The 6,323-nt window shown below is 35.3% G+C and carries 2 protein-coding genes; both read left to right on the top strand.

Translation table 11 applies throughout. The features are described from left to right. Nucleotides 1-135 (top strand): transposase (locus E4T68_RS08080; protein WP_167753761.1); only part of this gene is annotated, 135 nt, incomplete at its 5' end. Between the two features lie 625 nt (nucleotides 136-760). Beyond that, nucleotides 761-6,323 (top strand): accessory Sec-dependent serine-rich glycoprotein adhesin (locus E4T68_RS09965; protein ID WP_167753870.1); only part of this gene is annotated, 5,563 nt, incomplete at its 3' end.

Raw genomic sequence — 6,323 nt, 5'->3', positions numbered from 1 at the left:
TATTCTAACGGTGTTATTGAGGGGATAAATCGAAAAATAAAATTATTAAATCGCATGAGTTATGGGTTTAAATATTTTACATATTTACGAACTCGAGTATTTTTAGTGCAAGAAAAATTATTTAAACAATCTTAATATGGGCTGAAAAGTCTATCAAATCAGTATGCTTATTGTCAAGGCACGCTCACGCTATAAACCTTGACAACTGCATACCGATTCGAAAAGAAACAATTAGCCCTATTAAGAAAAAACAACTTAATATTTGCTGGAATTTTTACTTACCAACATAATTTGACGAAGAGCCGATTTATTGTATTCTAAAAATATACAAACTAAGATATTTATTTTATTTAATAATATCTTATTTTTTTGTAAGTTATTTTATTTATAAGTTAAAAATTACTAAAAAAATCATATTTATTTTTATATAAAAATAATAAATTTTATGTATATTCAAATCTATATTTTTGTAATTTATATGTAAAATTAATACACATAAATTAACTGTTATACTATTTTGAAAAATAGAAAATACTGTATATATATTTTTATATACATTATAAGAAACAAATGAAATTTATACTATAATAGTAGTAAAACTGTAGAATATATCAACAGTAAAAAATGTAAATAAATTACATTTTCATTACGATTTTATAGAATTTTTTTGTTGAATGTTGTGAAAAATCATTGTATAATTTCATGGTTATATGGATTTTTAAAACTTTTTGCTTTATAGAAATTGAAGAGGAGAGATGAAGTGGATAAAAAAAAGAAGTATAAACAATATATAGAAACGGACAGAAAAACTCGAGTTCGTTTGAGGAAATCCGGTAAAACATGGATAAAATCGGTTTTATCTAGTATTGGTCTGTTGAAAATTTGGAGGGGAAGTAGTACAGAAAAATTATCTGTTACAAACGTTGAAGAAATCGGTAACGGTACGGATACATTCAAAAAGACATTGCAGGGACTTGCCTCAGCTAGTGCGATTATTGGTGGCGGCGTATTATTGTCACCAAATACAGCATTTGCTAGTGAGGAAACACCAGTAACGTTAGAAAAAGAATCACTTGTTAGTGAAGGAATAGTTGCTAACAAAGAAGTTGTTCATTTTAACAACGTTAGTGAAGAATCAAAAGAGGCTACAGCTCAGCCTTCGAATGCTTCATCAAATAAAGAAAATGTAGAAAGCACAGTACGTGCTAATGAAAATGATAATGCAATTAGCGAAAGTTTGTCTGAAAGTATTAGTCAATCTAGTTCATTATCATTGAGTAATTCGCTAAGTGCAAGCCAATCCTATTCATTGTCACTAAGTGAGTCAGTATCAACTAGTGAATCTGTTAGTTTAAGTGAATCATATTTATCATCATCAGCATTATCTGAAGACAATAATGATATTGTTGATAAATATAGCAGAAATGGGAAAGTGTATGTCCTTAGAAGTAGTGGGTTAACTTATGAGGAAATAACAGAGGCAGATGGAACAATTAGATACCGTCTAACATCTATTATGCCAAGACCAGAAGAACATGGCAAATCAATTGAAGAGTTAGGTATGACCAACAATGTTTTCCGTGCTACTGTTAATGGGACAAAAGTTACTTTTACTGCTCCGAGTGATTTTACTGATGTCCGTGAAGCGAAATGGGCAGCAGGGGCAGGAGATAGACCACAACAACTTTTATCTAACTTAAAAGGTGTTTACGACACGGTAACTAAAGTTATCGAATGGACAGTAACTTATAATCCAACAGGAGCTACATCTAATACAAGAGGTGATAACTGGAATAGTGCCTATACGGGTGTTTTTATTGCTGTAAATGGTAAATTAAATGAACCAACAGATATTAAAGTTGATGGTGTTAGAGCAGTTTACACGCGTAATGGAAATGTTTATGGAAAACAGTATTTAACTACTTCACCAACTGGTAATCGTGTACATACTATTACATTTAAAACGCTATATACGGGAGAATTTGAAGAACTTAAAACAAGTTTTGGTATGCAAGTCGTTGGATCAACAACAAAACGATTTGAGAATACATATTTAGAAAATGCTGCGCGTAGACAAACTGGACGTTATGGCGAAAAATATGTAGTAGCAAATAACAGTGGTACAGCTATTAGTTCAATTAGCTTTGGACAAGTTAAGAACGAGGTTGTTAATAAGATCAGTTCTCAATCATTGAGTGAGTCAAGTAGTATAAGTGCTTCATCAAGTGCAAGTCAGTCTGAAGTGAATTCTAGGAGTGAAAGTACATCTAATAGTATAAGAGAATCAATGAGTAAATCACTTTCTGAATCTGAAAGTATCAGTCGTTCACAAAGTGAATCAGTAAAAGAAAGTCAATCGAAAAGTACAAGTATTTCGCAAAGTGCAAGCCGTTCATTGAGTTTAAGTCGTTCACAAAGTGAATCAGTAAAAGAAAGTCAATCGAAAAGTACAAGCATTTCGCAAAGTGCAAGCCGCTCATTGAGTTTAAGTCGTTCACAAAGTGAATCAGTAAAAGAAAGTCAATCGAAAAGTACAAGTATTTCGCAAAGCGCAAGTCGCTCATTGAGCCTAAGTCGTTCACAAAGTGAGTCAGTAAAAGAAAGTCAATCGAAAAGTACAAGTATTTCGCAAAGCGCAAGCCGCTCATTGAGTTTAAGTCGTTCACAAAGTGAATCAGTAAAAGAAAGTCAATCGAAAAGTACAAGTATTTCGCAAAGCGCAAGTCGCTCATTGAGCCTAAGTCGTTCACAAAGTGAGTCAGTAAAAGAAAGTCAATCGAAAAGTACAAGCATTTCGCAAAGTGCAAGCCGCTCATTGAGTTTAAGTCGTTCACAAAGTGAGTCAGTAAAAGAAAGTCAATCGAAAAGTACAAGTATTTCGCAAAGCGCAAGCCGCTCATTGAGTTTAAGTCGTTCACAAAGTGAATCAGTAAAAGCAAGTCAATCAAAAAGTACAAGTATTTCGCAGAGTGCGAGTCGCTCATTGAGTCTAAGCCGTTCACAAAGTGAGTCAGTAAAAGCAAGTCAATCGAAAAGTACAAGCATTTCGCAAAGCGCAAGCCGCTCATTGAGCCTAAGTCGTTCACAAAGTGAATCAGTAAAAGCAAGTCAATCGAAAAGTACAAGCATTTCGCAAAGTGCAAGCCAATCATTAAGTACATCGTTAAGTGCTAGTCAATCACTAAGTGCATCATTAAGTGCGAGCTCATCACTAAGTACATCATTAAGTGCAAGCCAATCATTAAGTACATCGTTAAGTGCGAGTGAATCATTAAGCACATCAGTGAGTGCTAGTCAATCAATGAGTACCTCACTAAGTGCTAGTCAATCATTAAGTACATCATTAAGTACAAGTGAATCACTAAGTACCTCACTAAGTGCGAGCGAATCATTAAGCACATCGTTAAGTGCAAGCCAATCATTAAGTACATCACTAAGTGCAAGTGAATCATTAAGTACATCGTTAAGTACAAGTGAATCACTAAGTGCATCATTAAGTGCAAGTGAATCATTAAGTACATCGTTAAGTGCTAGTCAATCACTAAGTACGTCATTAAGTACGAGTCAATCATTAAGTGCGAGCGAATCATTAAGCACATCGTTAAGTGCTAGTCAATCACTAAGTGCATCACTAAGCGCAAGTGAGTCATTAAGTACATCGTTAAGTGCGAGTGAATCATTAAGTACATCACTAAGTGCAAGTGAGTCATTAAGCACATCACTAAGTGCAAGTGAATCATTAAGTACATCGTTAAGTACGAGTCAATCATTAAGTACATCACTAAGCGCAAGTGAATCATTAAGCACATCACTAAGTGCTAGTCAATCATTGAGTCAATCATTAAGTACGAGTGAATCATTAAGTACATCATTAAGTACGAGTGAATCACTAAGTGCATCATTAAGTGCTAGTCAATCACTAAGTGCATCACTAAGCGCAAGTGAATCATTAAGCACATCACTAAGTGCTAGTCAATCATTGAGTCAATCATTAAGTACGAGTGAATCATTAAGTACATCGTTAAGTACAAGCTCATCACTAAGTACATCATTAAGTACGAGTGAATCACTAAGTGCATCATTAAGTGCAAGCCAATCATTAAGTACATCGTTAAGCGCAAGTGAGTCATTAAGCACCTCACTAAGTGCAAGTGAATCATTAAGTACATCGTTAAGTACGAGTCAATCATTAAGTGCGAGCGAATCACTAAGTACATCATTAAGTGCAAGCCAATCATTAAGTACATCACTAAGTGCGAGTGAATCATTAAGTACATCATTAAGTACAAGTGAATCACTAAGTGCTAGTCAATCACTAAGTACATCGTTAAGTGCAAGCCAATCATTAAGTACATCACTAAGCGCAAGTGAGTCATTAAGCACCTCACTAAGTGCGAGTGAATCATTAAGTACATCGTTAAGTGCAAGCCAATCATTAAGTACATCACTAAGCGCAAGTGAGTCATTAAGCACATCACTAAGTGCTAGTCAATCACTAAGTACATCGTTAAGTGCAAGCCAATCATTAAGCACATCACTAAGTGCGAGTGAATCATTAAGTACATCGTTAAGTGCAAGCCAATCATTAAGCACATCAATAAGCGCAAGTGAGTCATTAAGCACATCAGTGAGTGCTAGTCAATCAATGAGTACCTCACTAAGTGCGAGCGAATCACTAAGTACATCAGTAAGTACGAGTCAATCATTAAGTACATCAGTGAGTGCAAGTGAGTCATTAAGTACATCGTTAAGTACGAGTGAATCATTAAGCACATCAGTGAGTGCTAGTCAATCATTAAGCACATCACTAAGTGTGAGTGAATCATTAAGCACATCGTTAAGTGCAAGTCAATCATTAAGCACATCACTAAGTGTGAGTGAATCGTTAAGTACATCGTTAAGTGCAAGCCAATCACTAAGTACATCACTAAGTACATCACTAAGTGTAAGTCAATCATTAAGCACATCACTAAGTGTGAGTGAATCATTAAGTACATCATTAAGTACAAGTGAATCACTAAGTGCATCATTAAGTGCAAGCCAATCATTAAGTACATCAGTGAGTGCTAGTCAATCAATGAGTACCTCACTAAGTGCAAGTGAATCACTAAGTACATCGTTAAGTGCAAGCCAATCATTAAGTACATCAATAAGCGCAAGTAAGTCATTAAGCACATCACTAAGTGCGAGTCAATCATTAAGTACATCACTAAGTACAAGTGAATCACTAAGTACATCGTTAAGTGCAAGCCAATCATTAAGTACATCACTAAGTGCGAGCGAATCACTAAGTACATCAGTGAGTGCAAGTGAGTCATTAAGTACATCGTTAAGTGCAAGTCAATCATTAAGCACATCAGTGAGTGCGAGTGAATCATTAAGTACATCACTAAGTGCAAGTCAATCATTAAGTACATCACTAAGTGTGAGTGAATCATTAAGCACATCAGTGAGTGCAAGTGAATCATTAAGCACATCAGTGAGTGCAAGTGAATCATTAAGTACATCAATAAGCGCAAGTGAGTCATTAAGTACATCGTTAAGTGCAAGCCAATCATTAAGTACATCAGTGAGTGCAAGTGGGTCATTAAGTACATCAATAAGCGCAAGTGAGTCATTAAGCACATCACTAAGTGCGAGTGAATCATTAAGTACATCACTAAGTGCAAGTGAGTCATTAAGTACATCACTAAGTGCGAGTCAATCATTAAGTACATCATTAAGTACGAGTGAATCACTAAGTACATCGTTAAGTGCAAGCCAATCATTAAGTACATCAGTGAGCGCAAGTGAGTCATTAAGTACATCACTAAGTGCGAGTGAATCATTAAGTACATCAATAAGCGCAAGTGAGTCATTAAGCACATCACTAAGTGCGAGTGAATCATTAAGTACATCACTAAGTGCGAGTGAATCATTAAGTACCTCATTAAGTACAAGTGAATCATTAAGTACATCACTAAGTGCAAGCGAATCAATGAGTACCTCACTAAGTGCGAGTGAATCATTAAGTACATCGTTAAGTGCAAGCCAATCATTAAGTACATCACTAAGTGCGAGTGAATCATTAAGCACGTCATTAAGCACAAGTGAATCACTAAGTACCTCATTAAGTGCGAGCGAATCATTAAGCACATCACTAAGTACGAGTGAATCATTAAGTACATCACTAAGTGCAAGTGAGTCATTAAGCACCTCACTAAGTGCGAGTGAGTCATTAAGCACATCACTAAGTGCTAGTCAATCACTAAGTACATCGTTAAGTGCAAGCCAATCATTAAGTACATCACTAAGCGCAAGTGAGTCATTAAGCACATCACTAA

Source organism: Granulicatella sp. WM01 (assembly GCF_004570605.1).
Classification (GTDB): domain Bacteria; phylum Bacillota; class Bacilli; order Lactobacillales; family Aerococcaceae; genus WM01.
This window is presented reverse-complemented; position numbering and strand designations above follow the sequence as displayed.